This window comes from Robbsia sp. KACC 23696, assembly GCF_039852015.1.
Lineage (GTDB): Bacteria > Pseudomonadota > Gammaproteobacteria > Burkholderiales > Burkholderiaceae > Robbsia.
In genome coordinates this window covers 1,422,646-1,437,156 of the sequence record NZ_CP156627.1, presented here as the reverse complement: position 1 = coordinate 1,437,156, position 14,511 = coordinate 1,422,646, and the positions used below count along the sequence as shown (strand labels likewise).

At 61.2% G+C, this 14,511-nt stretch carries 12 protein-coding genes; 5 read left to right on the top strand and 7 right to left on the bottom strand.

Annotated features, from left to right (window positions below):
* Positions 1 to 262 precede the first annotated feature (262 nt).
* Both ABEG21_RS20830 and ABEG21_RS20825 read left to right on the top strand, forming a co-directional pair.
* Positions 263 to 991 (top strand): SDR family oxidoreductase, encoded by a 729-nt coding sequence (locus tag ABEG21_RS20830; protein WP_347557327.1) that lies wholly within the window; start codon positions 263 to 265, stop codon positions 989 to 991.
* Between the two features lie 190 nt (positions 992 to 1,181).
* The gene (locus ABEG21_RS20825) at positions 1,182 to 3,113 is read left to right on the top strand and encodes a tannase/feruloyl esterase family alpha/beta hydrolase (protein ID WP_347557326.1); all 1,932 of its coding nucleotides are present in this window, start codon (positions 1,182 to 1,184) and stop codon (positions 3,111 to 3,113) included.
* An 81-nt stretch (positions 3,114 to 3,194) separates the two neighbouring features.
* On the opposite strand, the gene ABEG21_RS20820 is transcribed toward ABEG21_RS20825, so the two are convergent.
* Positions 3,195 to 3,389: a DUF1653 domain-containing protein gene (locus tag ABEG21_RS20820; protein ID WP_347557325.1), complete on the bottom strand. Its 195-nt coding sequence runs from the start codon at positions 3,387 to 3,389 to the stop codon at positions 3,195 to 3,197.
* A gap of 183 nt (positions 3,390 to 3,572) precedes the next feature.
* Here ABEG21_RS20820 and ABEG21_RS20815 point away from each other — a divergent pair, with 183 nt between their 5' ends.
* From ABEG21_RS20815 to ABEG21_RS20805, 3 genes are all read left to right on the top strand, one after another.
* Positions 3,573 to 4,526, top strand: coding sequence for a hypothetical protein (locus ABEG21_RS20815; protein ID WP_347557324.1), 954 nt, complete (start codon positions 3,573 to 3,575; stop codon positions 4,524 to 4,526).
* A gap of 195 nt (positions 4,527 to 4,721) precedes the next feature.
* Positions 4,722 to 6,344, top strand: coding sequence for an ABC transporter substrate-binding protein (locus ABEG21_RS20810; RefSeq protein ID WP_347557323.1), 1,623 nt, complete (start codon positions 4,722 to 4,724; stop codon positions 6,342 to 6,344).
* 42 nt (positions 6,345 to 6,386) lie between these two features.
* Positions 6,387 to 7,955 carry an amidase gene (locus ABEG21_RS20805; RefSeq protein WP_347557322.1) on the top strand — a complete coding sequence of 523 codons (1,569 nt, stop codon included), beginning with the start codon at positions 6,387 to 6,389 and terminating at the stop codon, positions 7,953 to 7,955.
* Positions 7,956 to 7,981: 26 nt separating this feature from the next.
* Here the strand turns inward: ABEG21_RS20805 and ABEG21_RS20800 are convergent, their stop codons facing one another.
* The 6 genes from ABEG21_RS20800 to ABEG21_RS20775 form a co-directional block, all read right to left on the bottom strand.
* Positions 7,982 to 8,812, bottom strand: coding sequence for a transporter substrate-binding domain-containing protein (locus ABEG21_RS20800; RefSeq protein ID WP_347557321.1), 831 nt, complete (start codon positions 8,810 to 8,812; stop codon positions 7,982 to 7,984).
* 66 nt (positions 8,813 to 8,878) lie between these two features.
* Positions 8,879 to 9,997: an enolase C-terminal domain-like protein gene (locus ABEG21_RS20795; protein WP_347557320.1), complete on the bottom strand. Its 1,119-nt coding sequence runs from the start codon at positions 9,995 to 9,997 to the stop codon at positions 8,879 to 8,881.
* Between the two features lie 135 nt (positions 9,998 to 10,132).
* Complete coding sequence (locus ABEG21_RS20790) at positions 10,133 to 11,332, bottom strand: porin (RefSeq protein ID WP_347558103.1); 1,200 nt, start codon at positions 11,330 to 11,332, stop codon at positions 10,133 to 10,135.
* A gap of 186 nt (positions 11,333 to 11,518) precedes the next feature.
* The gene (locus ABEG21_RS20785; protein ID WP_347557319.1) at positions 11,519 to 12,862 is read right to left on the bottom strand and encodes an MFS transporter; all 1,344 of its coding nucleotides are present in this window, start codon (positions 12,860 to 12,862) and stop codon (positions 11,519 to 11,521) included.
* Between the two features lie 170 nt (positions 12,863 to 13,032).
* A complete protein-coding gene (locus ABEG21_RS20780) occupies positions 13,033 to 13,392 on the bottom strand; it encodes a protocatechuate 3,4-dioxygenase (RefSeq protein WP_347557318.1) in 360 nt (119 codons plus the stop codon).
* On the bottom strand, positions 13,389 to 14,231 hold the full coding sequence (locus ABEG21_RS20775; RefSeq protein WP_347557317.1) for a gallate dioxygenase: 843 nt from the start codon (positions 14,229 to 14,231) through the stop codon (positions 13,389 to 13,391). The genes ABEG21_RS20780 and ABEG21_RS20775 overlap by 4 nt, the downstream gene beginning before the upstream one ends.
* Positions 14,232 to 14,511: the final 280 nt, after the last annotated feature.

The following is a 14,511-nucleotide window of genomic DNA, read 5'->3' as shown; positions in this document are numbered from 1 at the left end:
GCAAGCCGGTCGCCATGGGCATCGCTTCGCTCGCGCGGGAAGCGGCAAAGCGTTATCTCGCCTCGCTGGCGGACACGTCGATGGCAAGCGACTCGCCCGCGCCACACGGTGCGGCGCTGACAGCGGTCGAATGACACGGCGACAGGGCGCGACGGGCACCGTCGGGGACGATGCCACGTTTAACGACTGACTCCCAGGACGCGCGGTAGACTGGTTGACGGTGGTCCCCTCGGCGCCGCCACTCGTCAATCGGGAGACACACATGGTTAGATTGCTGGAGGATAAGTGCGCCGTCATCACCGGCGCCGCGTCGGGCATTGGGTTGGCGAGCGCCGAAGCGATGATTGCGGCCGGCGCCAAAGTCGTGCTGGCCGATCGTGATGAACAAGCATTGCGCTCGGTATGCGCGACATTAGGCGATGCCGCCATCCCCCTCGTGGTCGATTTGCTCGATGCCGAGGCGTGCGCGTCACTCGTGCGGGACGCACTCGCGCTGGTCGAGCAAATCGATATTCTCCATGTGAATGCAGGAAGCTATCTGGGCGGGGATTTGATCGAGACCGACAGCGCCGCCATCGACCGCATGCTGAACCTGAATGTCAACGTCGTGATGAAAAACGTACACGACGTCTTGCCGCATATGATCGAACGCAAGTCCGGCGACATCATCGTGACGAGCTCCCTCGCGGCCCACTTTCCCACGCCGTGGGAGCCGGTTTATGCCGCGTCGAAGTGGGCGATCCACTGTTTCGTTCAAACCGTGCGCCGGCAGGTCTTCAAACACGGTATCCGCGTGGGTTCCGTATCCCCGGGCCCCGTCGCAAGCGCCCTCCTTGCCGATTGGCCGGAGGAGAAACTCAGAGAGGCCAAGGCGACGGGCAGCATCCTGGACACGGACGAAGTGGCCGAGGTGATTCTGTTCATGCTGAGCCGCAAACGCGGAACCACCATTCGCGATGTGGTGTTGATGCCGTCAAACTTCGATTTGTGACGCGCGGTCTGCGGCGTGACGCGGGGGGCAGCGTGAGCCGTTGCGCGAGCACGGTCGTCGCGCAGCGATGCGCTGGGTCACAAATCCCCGCCAGCCGTAGTAGGAATCTGAAAGGATGCGAAACGATCCGGTGTCGGAACGCGCAGCGCCACATGTCAGAATTGCGCGCTTACTTATGGGGAAATCGACGGTGCGAATCGCAATCGGACAGAGGTATCGAATAGCGCTGGGCGTGATTGCCGCGTTCGGCATTGCCTTCGCCTTACAAGCGCAAGCGCTGGCGGCCAAGGCCGCGCATGCAGCAACGCCTGACACCGTGGCGATAGCATCGACGCCGGTCGCCCCGGGGGGTAGCACCCAGATCGTGCCATCGACGCTGCAATGCGCCGATCTGCGCAATATCGATATCGTCAAGATCGGCGGTCCAGGCAGCGCGATTACGTCGGCCCGCGAGATGATGCTTCACGATACCGCCAGCTGCGTGGTCGAGGGCACGCTGGCACCGGCTATCGGTTTCCGCTTGGAGCTGCCCGTGTCCACCTGGACGCAGCGCTTCCTGCAAGTTGGATGCGAAGGCACCTGTGGCCAGATCAGCACCCGAATCGGCGCGGCCCGCGGTTGCGTCCCCGTTCGCGACAATGGCTTCGCCGTCGCCGCGACCGATATGGGACATAAAGGAATGGATACCGGGTTCGGCGTCGATCCCGAAAAGCGCAAGGACTTCGCTTATCGGGGCCAGCATCTTACGGCGCTCGTATCGAAAATGCTGATTCTGGCCTACTACGGCCAAGCGCAGCGCTATGCCTATTTCGACGGTTGCTCCGATGGCGGACGCGAGGCCTTGATCGAAGCCCAGCGCTATCCGGAGGACTTCGACGGGATCATTGCCGGCGCGCCCGCGATGATGTTTCAGGTGCAGAACGCGCTATATCATGCCTGGCAAGTGGCGGCGAACACCGACAGCGAGGGCAAAGCGATCATCACGGCCGCAGCGCTGCCGCTCCTGCATCGTGCCGTGCTGGCGCAATGCGATGCATTGGATGGTCAGAAGGACGGTATTCTGACGGATCCGCGCTTGTGCCATTTCGATCCTGCTGTGCTGCAGTGTCGCGAGGGCCAGTCCGGCGATGCCAACTGCCTGACGCCACGCCAAGTCGAGACTGTCCGCAAACTGTATGACGGACCACGCGATCCGAAAACGGGTGCAAGGCTGACTATCGCAGGGCCGCAACCCGGCTCGGAGCTGAATTGGGAAGGCGTGTTCGTCCCTGGAGATGCATCGCAGCCGGTCATGAGCCGAATGATCGCCGAAGGGACCTGGCAATATCTGGCCTTGCCCAAGCCTGCGGCATCGTCGGTCGCGCTCTCGTCGATATCGTTCGACGCAGCCACCTTGGCGCGACTCCGCGCGATGCATCCCTTGTACGATGCGACAAATCCGGATCTGCGTGCCTTCGCCGCGCGTGGCGGGAAGTTGATCCTGTGGCACGGCTGGGCCGATCCGCACATCTCGCCGCTGAACACGATCGCCTATCAGGAAGCGATGGAGGGCTTCATGGGGAAGGCCGCCGTCGATCGGTTCGAGCGGCTCTATCTGCTCCCCGGCGTATCGCACTGTGGCGGCGGCGAAGGCCCTAGCGATGCGGACTTTCTGACGCAGATGCTGAATTGGACAGAAAAAGCCGCCTCCCCCGATGCGGTCGTCGTGAGCGACGCCGATCCGGGGACAGCGCTGGCACCCCGTATTCACGGCCCCTTGCGCGGCGACCTCATGTCGAACGCGGGCGGTGACATCGGGTCAGGTGGCGGGCGCCCGGATAAGATGGGGCGCGCTGGTGGGATGGGCGGCGGTATGGGCCGTCGCGGTGGGATGGGGAGCGGCGCGGGAGAGAGCCGCGGCGACGGCGACTTTTCGAGCATGGACGCAGCGCTGCCGATGCCGCAGGCCAATAGTCCAAAGCGCACGCGTCTTGTCTATCCCTACCCTGCCGTCGCCGTGTTCGGCGACGCCGGCAGCGTGGACAGCGCGTCCGATTATGTCGAACATGCTCCGCTGTACGAAGGCAAAACGCCCGACTGGCTCGGTGCCGATTTCTTCACACCCTATAGCGCGCCTAAATAAATGGGAGCCAGCCTGCGAACGCGGGCGCATCGATAATGCCTCGCATCCCGCGATTTGCGGCGTGAAAGCGCGCCCGGCGCCTTAGCCTATTTCAGCGAAACGCGGCATGCGCACGCCGTCGACTTCGATCGTCTCGAAAAAAACCGCTTTCGGGCGGCACCACACGGTGCCATTCGCCGCACGATAAACGATCAGCGGCGTATGGTCCGCCTCCATCGTGGCCTCACACACGAGTTCGTAGATTCCACCCTTGTAATGCTTGTATCGAACGACCATGGTCCTTCCTGTTTGAAAATAAGGGCATAACAGCGCTCGCGAATTATAAGCCGGGCATCGACCACATTTCGCTTGCGGCGCAATCGATTCGCTTTCTCGGCGCACCGAACGATGGAACGGTCAGAACATCGGAAACCGTTCCATCCTGTCAGCACGCAAAACCCGATCACCACGGAGCGCGCAATGAGCGTCGAAATCAGGTCTTCGTCCTATGTTCACGATCTAGGCGGCAACAACTCTCTTTCTTCCGACTCGGGCCTCGACGAGCTGCCCGAAGGCGTCAAGGAATTACTCCGCCAGTTGATGGCGGATATCGGTTCCCAATTGAACGGCGGTGGTGCCAATTCAGCCAACGACGATCAGGCGAACGGCCCCTCGGGGGTTGGTGGAACGCGGATGAACGTCGGTCCCGACGCATTTCAGGCCTATCAGCAATATCACGCACGCGCTGCGGACGCTACCCCGGCTGCCACGTCCAGTGCAGCTGCCGCCGCGCCAGCTACGTCCGCGGTGCAGCAACCGCCTGATGCTACGAACACCGCGGATACGACGACGACACCGCAAACCAGCGATGCGACGCAGAACGCCACGCTGACCACGAATGCCGACGGCGTGCCGCAGGCCCAGGCGATCAGTGGCGTGAGCCCGGCATCGTCGGAAGTCATGGACACCGGCACCGGCGACGACAAGACTTTCAATTACACCGATGATACGGCTCGGGCAGAGTCGATCACCTACTCCGTTGACGGCGCGAAAAAGGGCACGATGACGCTACAGCCCGGAGAAACGGGCACGTTTATCGCCGGTTCAGAGGATGAAGGCGTGCGTATCTCGCCGTCGGACGCACAAGGCAATTCGAATACCAACGAAGTGCTGTACGAAGATGGCGGTGCCGCGAACGGTCAGGCCGCCGGCGCGGGCAACCCCGACGTCAGCAAGGTCGATGGCGACAAGGACGACAACGGCATCGCAACGAATATGACGATCACCTTGTCCGACGGACGTACCGCCGGCGACGGCGATGCGATCCGCGCATACCAAAATCCGACGGACGATGCGGCGGCCATGGGCCTTGCCGGCGATGCCAGCAAGACGGTCAACATCGTGCAATCGGACGTCTCGTCGGCAAGCACGTGATGTCGCGGCGTGCTCGGACCATCTCAAAATAGTCACGATCGCACACCCGACGCGCATTCGACGCTTATCCGACGATCATGCGCGACTATCGATACGGTGCTGTACTTATCGATAAACGGTATTTAGCCGAACGGTTTTCCACTGCTACGCTGGCGCACTTACCTTGTTCGCCCAGCCACCCGTGGAAACCGCCTCATGATTCGTCGTACCGCCCTTCTTCTGCTGTCGGTCAGCCTGCTTGCTGCGGCACCGCTTCGCGCTGCAGACGCTGCTGAAACCACGGCTGCCCCGGGCAGCACCGCGCCTGACACTCCGATCCGAGGCGGGACACTGACGTTTGCGACGGCGACCGACCCCACGGCGCTCGTCTCCTTCCTCGATACCAAAACCGACAACCGGGATATCAGCAGCAAGATTACCGAAGGGTTACTCCGCTACGATCCGCATTTCGTCCCTCAGCCACTGCTCGCTACCTCCTGGCAGATCAGTGCCGATGGCCTGCGCTATACCTTCCATCTGCGCCCCGACGTCACGTTCAGTGACGGCCATCCGTTCACCTCCGCCGACGTCAAGTTTTCCATTCTCGAACAGCAGCAACGCGGCCCGCGCGGTCGTATCACGTTTGCCAATTTGAAAACGGTCGAGACGCCGGATCCCTTGACCGCCGTCTTGGTGCTGTCTAAACCGGCGCCCTATCTGCTCAAGGCCTTGTCGTCGGCCGAGACGCCGATCGTGCCGCATTATCGATATCCGAACCCGGACGATCCGCTATCGAGCCCGAACACGAATGCGCCGATCGGGACCGGACCGTATGTCCTCGTCACCTGGGCGCGCGGCGATCACGTCGAACTGCGCCGGAACCCGCGCTACTGGCGCAGCGGCCATCCCTATCTTGATCGGATCATCATCAAGATCATCCCCGATTCGAGCGCGATCGCGACCACGCTCGAATCGGGGGGCGCCGATATCGTCGAAAACGTCGCCCTCCCCGATCTGGATCGCCTGGCAAAGAATCCGGCCTTTCGCGTCGACGATACGAGCGATGCATATCTCAATAACGCATCGTTTCTCGAATTCAATCTCGATAATCCGATCCTGGCCAAAGCAGAGGTACGGCACGCGATCGCGCAAGCTGTCGACCGGGATCTGCTGGCGAAGATCGTGCTATTCGGTCATGCGCAGCGGGTCGACTCGCCGGTGCCCAAGGTATTGCAATCGTATTACGACGACAGCACGTTCCACTATCCCCTGGATCTCGCCGCCGCCAATACGTTGCTTGATCGGGCCGGTTATCCCCGCAAGGCCAACGGCGAGCGCTTTGCCGTGCGCCTTACGTATATTCCCGGCATCAACTTTGCACATACCGCCGATTTTCTGCGATCGTCGTTGAAGCGTATCGGCATCACCGTGTCGATCGTCGATGGCGATTTGCCAACCTATTTGAAGCACGTCTATTCGACGCGCGATTTCGACCTGAATATCAATGGTCTGGGACGCCTATACGATCCCAGCGTCGGCGTGCAACGCATCTATTGGTCTGATGGCGTGCGCCATCCTTTGATCTGGGTCAACGCATCGCATTATCAAAATGCCGAGGTCGACCAACTCTTCCGCGATGCCGCCGTGGCGGTGGACGACAACACACGCGCAGCGGCCTTCCGACAGATTCAACAGATCGTCGGACGCGATCTGCCGGTATTGCCGCTGGCGACCGTGCCCACCCTCACCGTGCGTACGGTACGTGTCCATGACTGGGTCAATAGCGTCGATGTGCTATCCGGCGATGCATCGGACGCATGGATCGCGCCGAAGCAATAGCGCTATTAGCAGGCCCAGCCCTGACTCAAAGGAGTTTCTGCCGTGAACGATCGTCTTGATATTGCGCCCTCGACCGGTGCTTCCGAAGTGGCGTCGACAACAAAGCAGGCAGACGGGCGGCACGTCCGCGATCCGCGCCTGGTGTATGCGGGTGCAGCCGAGCAAGCACGGGCGCTGGCGCTTGGTGAGATCAGTGCGGCCGCCCTGCTGGAACAGGTGCTGGCACGTATCGCTCGCTTCGATCCCGTGCTCAACGCGGTGATTTTTCTTGACGCCGACGCGGCACGCGCCGCCGCACAGGCTGCCGATATCGCACTGGCACAAGGCGTTCGATTGCCATTGCTCGGCGTGCCGGTTACGGTCAAGGAGTCCTTCGACGTCGCAGGCTGGCCGACGACGGTCGGTAATCCGCTCTATCGTGATAATGTCGCGCAGCAGGACGCGCCAGCGATCGCGGCCCTTCGCGCCGCCGGCGCGATTCTGGTCGGGAAAACCAATGTACCGCTCGGGCTGGCTGACTTGCAAAGTGCCAACGACATCCATGGCATCACGCGCAATCCGTGGGACCCAGCACGTACGCCCGGCGGTTCATCCGGTGGCTCTGCCGCCGCACTGGCGGCCGGTTTCTCGGCACTTGAATTGGGCTCCGACATCGGGGGATCGATTCGTATACCGGCGCACTTCACCGGGGTTTTCGGGCATAAGCCGAGTCAAGGCCTGATTTCGCTACGCGGCACCGGCGTCCCACAAGGACGGCATGCGACGCGCGACCTGACCGTGGCAGGTCCCATGGCGCGTACCGCGGCCGATCTCGAATTGGCACTGGATTTGTTGGTGAACCAGGATCCGGTCGAGCGCAAGGCGTGGCGCGTGTCCTTGCCTGCGGCGCGCCACACGCGGCTATCCGATTTTCGCGTCTTGCTGTTGGACCACTGGCCGGGCACCGAGGCCAGTATCACCGAGCGCGACGTCGTGGCGCGCGTCGCCCGGAATCTGCAGGCGAGCAACGTGACCGTGCTGACGCCGGACAGCTTGACGGCAGGCACCGCCGACGCCGTCTTACCCGATTTGATCGCCGCGCATGCACTCTATCGCTCATTGCTGGGGGCTTCGCTGGTGAACCCGCCGCCGCTCGACGACAGCGCCGCAGCCCGGCTAGCCGCATTGCGCGACGACGACACCTCCGCCGATGCGGCCTGGTTGCGCTCGTTCTCGATCACGCATCGCGCCTGGCTGGCACAGCATGAAGCACGTTTGGCACTGCGCGCCCAATGGGAGGCGCTGTTCGCGCATATCGACGTCATCGTCACGCCGGTTGCGCCGTTGCCGGCATTCGCTCACAACAACACGCTGAACAAAGATGCACGGCAGTTTCCCGTGGCCTACCCGGACGGGGAAAAACACCTGTATTTCCGCGAGCTATTCCATTGGGCCGGCTTGCCTGTATTGCCGGGCTTGCCCGCAACGAGCTTTCCGGTCGGGCGCGACGCCTCGGGCTTACCGATCGGTGCGCAAGCGGTGGGGGCGTATCTCGAGGACCGCACGCCGCTCGCGTTCGCACGCCTTTACGAAGCGGCGTTCGGCGGCTTTATCGCGCCGCCCGGTTATTAAGGTCGCGCGGGAGCACGACGCTTTCGTTAAACGGATAGGTCCTTCGGAATCGCGTCTGCCGGAACGCCTGCGAGATTCTGCAGACTCGAGAAGAACGCCTGCTTGATCTGCCCGCTCGCATGCGCTTGCGCGATCCATGCATTGACGTGTTGCAGCCACTGCGCATCGGCTTCCTTGCGCACGCCGCCATTGGACGTGGCGTTTTCTTGCGGCGTCGGAATGACCATCTTGCCCGCCGCCGGGTTCTTTGCCACCACGCTCAACGCCAGCGGCAACACGATCACCTGTGCATTGGCCCGCCCGGTTTGAACGGCCAGCGTCGCCTCCGATGCACTTTCGAGACGCACGATATTAGCTTTCTTCAACAAGCGCGTCGCGAGCGCATCGTGCGACGAACCATTGTCCACGGCCACGGTGAATTCCGGCGAATCCAGACTCGCCCACGTGGCGAACTTCTCCGGCGTCTTCGTCAACACGGTGAAGGCGATATTCAGCACCGGGTTCGTGAAATCGATCACGGCGGCACGTTGCGGCGTTGGATTCAGCCCAAAAAACAGATCGATTTTATTAGATTGGAGGTCGAGCACGGAATTGCCCCACGTCGTCTCCGTGATGTCCAGTTTCGCGCCGACACTTTTCGCGACACCCTCATAGAACGAGTACATACAGCCCGACCAGTTTCCCGAGGCGATGTCTTTCGCATAATAAGGGATGCCGCTCCGGACGACCCCGATTCGAACCGTCTTGGTACGTTGCACTCTCGCCCACGTGGATGCATCCGATTGTGCATAGGCCCATGGGGAAGTGGCGGCGAATGCCGATGCACCTGCCATCGCGATGAAGTGACGTCGATTCATTTTTTGACCCATTTCACATCCAGAGGTAAGCAATCAGTCAGGCACGAGGCGCGCCGCGGCATCTACTCAACAGGCGGCTACGCATTGTTTGTTGACGACGTCCCAATCGATTTCGACGCCGATGCCCGGCGCGGTCGGCACCTGCACGAAACCCTTTTCGGCGACGACAGGGGTCACCAGAATATCGTTCTCGAACACGAAGCGGGGCATATAGAACTCGCAGCCCAAGCTGACATTGGCCGTCGCCGCAACAAAATGCGTCGCGGCGGCGAGCGCGACGCCACCTTCCCATAACGTGCCCGCATAGCACGGCAAAAAGGCGGCCTGCGCGATGGCATTGACTTCCGCCGCGCGTCGCAAGCCGCCTGCTTTCATTAATTTGATACTGATGATATCGGCGGCTTTGCGCTGGACGATCGTCAACGCCTCGGCGGGCGAGAACACGCTTTCGTCCGCCATGATCGGCGTATCGAGTGCAGCGGTCAGGTGCGCCATCGCATCCAAGGCATCACGCGGTACCGGCTGTTCGATGAAGGTGGGTTGGAAGACTTCCATCGCGCGGCACTGTGCCAATGCGTTATACGGCGAAAGTCCCTGGTTGTAGTCGACGCGGAGATCGACCGCCTCGGCGTCGCCCAGATGCTCACGCAGCAAGGTCATGCGACGCATATCCGCGGCGTGCGAGGAAAAGCCGGTCTTGACCTTGAAAATACGATGACCGTCGGCGATCATCGCTTTCGCCAGATCCAGGTCGGCCTGGATATCGGGATTCGCGATCGAAAACGAGAAGGGAATCTTGTCGCGAAAACTGCCCCCCAGCAATTGCACCAGGGGTAAGCCCGCCGCCTTGCCGCACAGATCGAATAGCGCCATTTCGACGCAGGCTTTGGCTTCTGGATTCGCCACGAGGGCGCGATCGCAGTCGGCCATGATTTGCGGAATATGGCGCGCATCGCGGCCCAATAGCACCGGGCGAAGGTAGGAGGCTATCGCGTGATAGAGGTTTTCATTGGTCCCTGAGAAAACCTCCCAGGCCTGGCCTTCGCCAACGCCTTCGAGGCCGTCCGCTGTCTTGACCGTCAGCAGCACCCGCTTGATGCTCGCCTGAACGCTACCAACGCCCTGCGAGCGTTTCATCTTGATCGGCGATTCCAACAACCTCACATCGACTGCATCGATCCTCACCGCAACCTCTCCCTGTAGCGTCCAACCGTGCAAACCGACGATCGTACAGGGCTATTGTAGACACGCCAAAAATCGACGATGCGCATGGCGGCGGCGGGATCGACGTACTCGGAGGCTCGAGTACGTGCGTGGCCGTCAGAAGCGGTGAATGATGCCCGCGCCGACAGCCAGTTGATTGCCGTTGGATGAGGGCGTCGTATTCATCCCGTCGCCCAACGATGCCGTTGCCGCGATGATATTGCCTGCGCCGCTCGATCCCAAGGTCTGGCCCTTGGCGTGTTGATACGCCTCGAGCAGATACACTCCGGTGCGTTTCGACAAAGCGTAATATTGAGACAAATTGAACTGATGATAGCGCGCGCTGTCGCCGATACCGTTCGCTTTGCTCGCCTGCGTATACGCATAGCCCGCGCCAAAGTCCAAGGCCACCGATGCATGCCAATGCAGGACCGCGCCAGCCGTATTGAAAATCGCCGTGTCGCGGAAGCTCGATGCCGTTCCGGGGATATATTGCGTATTGGTGTACGTCGCCGACACATCCCAGTCCGGCGTGAATTTATAGCTCATGCCGACGGCAAGCCGTTGCTGCGCACGCGCGGTCTGGTAACCGTTCGTCAGCGCCGACACGCCAATTTCGGCGCCGCCGTTCGATGTCGTCGAGTTTGCCCCCCACGCCCCGCCTGCCGTGTTTGCATTCTGGATACGTTCGAACGCCACGCCGGCGCCAATGGGGCCGTTCACATATTGCAGGCCTGTCGCCCAGGTCGAGCCGGCGTTGGTACTGCCGGCCACGCCTCCGAAGGAATAGGATCCACTGGCTTGCAGCCCGTACCAGCGCGCCGATGTGTACTCCAGCGTGTTATTGGCGCGATAAATCGTATCCAAGCCGTCGACGTCGCCGGGATGCGCACCGTAGTAGCCGGTCACCCAGGTGGTCGGACTGAATGCCGACATCGTTTGGTAGTAGGAGGCGTACTGACGCCCCGCCGTCAAGGTTCCGTACGTATTGTGCGTTACGCCGACCCAAGCCTGGCGGCCGAACATCGCATTGGTATATTGCGTGGCGCCGGTAGCGGAATTGAACCCCGACTCCAAGGTGAAGACTGCCTTCATCCCACCACCAAGGTCTTCACTGCCTTTCAAGCCGAAACGACTACCGGCCCATACGCCCTGGTTCATCTTGGTCAGGGCGGCGCCGCCTGACGTGGCGCCCACGGTCGCCGCGTTATTTTGATATCCGATACCGTTATCGACGATGCCGTACAACGTCACGCTGGTTTGGGCCCAGGCCGCCGTCGACATGACGGCACTGGCGAATACGACCGCTTGACGCATCGCAGTGCGTCGCAGCGCGGCACGCGGCCCGATGACGAACATCGAACGTTGGACGGGTCCCAGTCGCGGGGTAAGGGATAAGCGTTGCTTTCTCATGATACGGTCTCCGATGATGCTGTTTTTTTGCGTTTTATCTGTCTGTGCAGCGTGTCTGTTTTTGGTGCGACGTCCTCCTTGCCCCATCGTTCAGCGTTCGACCAGCGTCGTCGTGATCAAGCGACGCGACGCACGGTTTGCAACGATCGCCAGCGCGGCGAGTACCGCCGGGGCGGCCAACAAGGAAAAGACCGTCGATAATCCGAATCCGGACGACAGCAGCACGCCACCGATCGCCGATCCCAAAATACCGCCGAGCCGCCCCATGCCCAGCATCCAACTGACCCCGGTGGCCCGCACGCGGGTCGGATAGCAGCTTGGCGCCAAGGCATTCAGCCCCGTTTGCGCCCCACTCATGCAGAAACCCGCCAGCGTCACCAAGGTCGGCAGCAGCGCCGATTGCATCGTTCCGGTACCGAGCGCAAGGATAAAGACCCCGCCCAGCATGTAGGCCGTTCCGATGACGATATTGCGATCCATCCGGTCCATGGCGAATCCGACCACGACCGCGCCGACGGTGCCGCCCAACTGGAACATCCCGGTGATCGCCGCGGCCCGTTCGATCGGCATGCCGGCATCGCGGATCAAGGTGGGCAGCCATCCGGTCAGCAGATAGATGATCAGCAGCCCCATGAAGTAAGTCACCCACAAGCTGACCGTATTCGCCGCATAGCCATCGGCAAACAACATACGCACCGGTGCCTTCGACACCATGACCGGCTCCGGAGAGACGAAACGGACATCATCGGCAAAACGCGTTCCGCAGACGCGACCGAGCGTACGCGCAATCCGCTGCGTGGAGACCCGCATGATCAACATCATGCGTGCAGACTCGGGAAGCAGCCAGACCAGGAAAGGCAAGCTGACCAGCGGCAATAAACCGCCGACGAGAAACACCGAACGCCAACCGAAATGCGGGATCAACCAGGCCGCGAGAAAGCCGCCGGCACCCGACCCGAAGTTGAACCCGGTGAACATGATCGTGACCAACAGCGAGCGGCTGCGCGATGGCACATACTCCGACAGCAAGGTCGTTGCATTCGGCATCGCCGCGCCCAGCCCCAGCCCGGTCAGAAAGCGCAGCGCAACCAGCTCCAGCGGCGTATGCGCCACAACGCACAGCACACTGAACACGCCGAAACAGGCCACCGAACCCAGCAGCACCTTCTTTCGGCCGATCTTGTCCGCCACCGGACCTGCCACGAGCGCGCCGATCGCCAGTCCCACCATCGCCGCGCTCATGACCGGTCCGAAATCGGCACGCGCGACATGCCACTGCTGCATGATTGCCGGCGCGACAAAGCCCATGATCGCCGTGTCGATGCCATCCAACGTGACGATAATGAAACACAACACCAGCACCAGCCACTGATAGGCCGATACCTTGCGCTCATCGATAAATGCTTTGATGTCTACCGCTTCTGCCGGTTTCATACCTGTCTCCTTGAAGGGATTGGTTCTCGTGCAACGACACTGGCCCGCCAGGGCGGCATCACAGCCGGGAATCTGTTTTGAGGGCGACGCCCAGTTTATTGCTTAGGCATACACACTAATAGGGAACGATAGACGGCATGCCATGCGGCCTGCCGTCCATCGCACGAACGCTACACGGCGCCCGGCACCTTGCGTGTCTTCAGGAAATCCTCGAAGGTTTCGCCGCGCATGCTGGCGTACATTTCGAGATTGGTTACGCGCACGACGCGGGCGAATTTTTCCAGGACGAAAAAACAGACACCGTACTGAATGAGCCCGATCCAATCGACCGTGTCCACCAAATCACGCTCGACAGCCGTCAAACCGGCGGCATCGTAGGCGGCCGTGCGGTCCGAGACCCACAGGGCACGGGCATCGGGCTCGCGCATCCGCCAGAAGAAACGGTTCAAGCGCATCGCCTTGATGCTTTGCCGGATATCGAACGGATAGGTGCCGGTCAGTGCCTCTACGCCCTCCAGTTGCGGATTCATGCGCCCTCTCCTTCGTACAGCGTGACCGCCATTGCGGTGCTGGTCGCCAGGTAGTAGCTGCGATGCAGCTCCCGCACCGTGCTGCCGAGCGCACCGCGCATCGCCAGCCACATAATGGTTTCGACACTTTCCGCGCCGCCCAGTCGCACGTAGTCCACATGCTTCATCTCGGCGAGTTTTTCGGGATCGTCGACGATCAAATCGAGAAAGGTCGCATCCCATGTCTCGTTATTGAAGCCGCTGCGCTCGCCATGCACCTGATGGGAGAGACCGCCGGTGCCGACGACGACCACTTTCAAGTCCTCCGGGTACGACGCAATCGCCCGCCGCAACGCCTGCCCGAGCCGGTAACAACGCCGGGCAGCGGGGAGCGGGTACTGCAACACGTTGACCTCGAAGGGAACCAGCGCGACGGGCCAGGCTTCGGCATGCGGCAGCATCAGCGATAGCGGCGAATTGCAGCCATGGTCGAGCGCCTTGTCCTGAAAAATCGTCAGGTCGAACTCATCGTTCAGCAATTGTTCGGCAATGTGCGCGGCGAAGTCGGCATGCCCCCGGATATCGGGAAGCGGCCGCTTTCCAGCACCTTCGTCGGCAAAGGTGTGGCTTTCGGACACCCCCAAGGCGAACGTCGGATAGCAGTCGAAGAAGAAACTGTTCGCGTGATCGTTGTAAAACATCAGCATCACGTCGGGTTTCTGTTCCGCGAGCCATTGCGCAACCGGCGCATAGCCGGCAAACATCGGCGCCCATGCCGGATCGTTTTGCTTGCCCTTGTCGTAGGCCAGCCCAATTGTCGGTACGTGCGAGGTACCGATGCCACCGATGATCTTTGCCATTCCTTTCCCTTCCTTTCTCGCCGGCGCATGATGAAGCGGCGTCCGCGTCCACTTCAGCTTCGTTGCTACACCGAGTGGTTTTTCCCTTCCGTGGCCTTTCGGCTTACGGCACTGTATGGGATACAAAGATGGCGTGAGTCGGACGTCTCGGCAAGCATGGGTAAACCATAGGCTTGCCATGAAAGACTATGAATAATGCGATGAATGCCCGTTCCAAACGGTTTTCTTCCAGTCCGCAACGCATGCGGCGCGTTGCGCATATTGGGTTTTTGGTATCCCA

Coding starts and splice junctions, on each gene's coding strand:
- ABEG21_RS20830 (WP_347557327.1), top strand. CDS start 263: ATGGTTAGATTGCTGGAGGATAAGTGCGCCGTCATCACCGGCGCCGCG.
- ABEG21_RS20820 (WP_347557325.1), bottom strand. CDS start 3,389: ATGGTCGTTCGATACAAGCATTACAAGGGTGGAATCTACGAACTCGTG.
- ABEG21_RS20815 (WP_347557324.1), top strand. CDS start 3,573: ATGAGCGTCGAAATCAGGTCTTCGTCCTATGTTCACGATCTAGGCGGC.
- ABEG21_RS20810 (WP_347557323.1), top strand. CDS start 4,722: ATGATTCGTCGTACCGCCCTTCTTCTGCTGTCGGTCAGCCTGCTTGCT.
- ABEG21_RS20800 (WP_347557321.1), bottom strand. CDS start 8,812: ATGAATCGACGTCACTTCATCGCGATGGCAGGTGCATCGGCATTCGCC.
- ABEG21_RS20790 (WP_347558103.1), bottom strand. CDS start 11,332: ATGCGTCAAGCGGTCGTATTCGCCAGTGCCGTCATGTCGACGGCGGCC.
- ABEG21_RS20785 (WP_347557319.1), bottom strand. CDS start 12,862: ATGAAACCGGCAGAAGCGGTAGACATCAAAGCATTTATCGATGAGCGC.
- ABEG21_RS20780 (WP_347557318.1), bottom strand. CDS start 13,392: ATGAATCCGCAACTGGAGGGCGTAGAGGCACTGACCGGCACCTATCCG.
- ABEG21_RS20775 (WP_347557317.1), bottom strand. CDS start 14,231: ATGGCAAAGATCATCGGTGGCATCGGTACCTCGCACGTACCGACAATT.